Source organism: Halomonas sp. ND22Bw (genome assembly GCF_003011945.1).
In the GTDB taxonomy this organism is placed as follows: domain Bacteria; phylum Pseudomonadota; class Gammaproteobacteria; order Pseudomonadales; family Halomonadaceae; genus Halomonas; species Halomonas halophila.
The window spans coordinates 1-297 of the sequence record NZ_PXWD01000571.1 but is presented as its reverse complement, the minus strand read 5'-3'; the positions used below and the strand labels follow the sequence as shown (position 1 = coordinate 297).

Below are 297 nucleotides of genomic sequence, written 5' to 3'. Positions count from 1 at the left end.
ACATTGCGCGGGTCACCCGCAATCTCGCGAACCAGTTCGAACTGCCAATCCTCTGGGTCGCGTGTATCGCGTGTCTCGTCGCGCTAGACGCGGTGACGCGGTTCGACGTCGCGATGGCCTGGGTCTTCGTCGCCGGGCGCTTGGCCCATATGCTGGCTCAAACGCTGACAGACAACGTCCCACTGCGCGGGCAAGTTTTCACAGCCAACTTCCTCGCCTTTCTCGGCATCGCGGCGCATCTGGCTCTGATTTCGGTAGGACTTTCATAAAGTTTATCCTAAAAAATGATTTAAAAAT

At 56.2% G+C, this 297-nt stretch carries 1 protein-coding gene; it reads left to right on the top strand.

Annotated elements, in window-relative coordinates:
* On the top strand, positions 1-269 hold a 269-nt coding region (locus CVH10_RS19425), incomplete at its 5' end, for an MAPEG family protein (protein WP_181244531.1).
* Positions 270-297 lie beyond the last annotated feature (28 nt).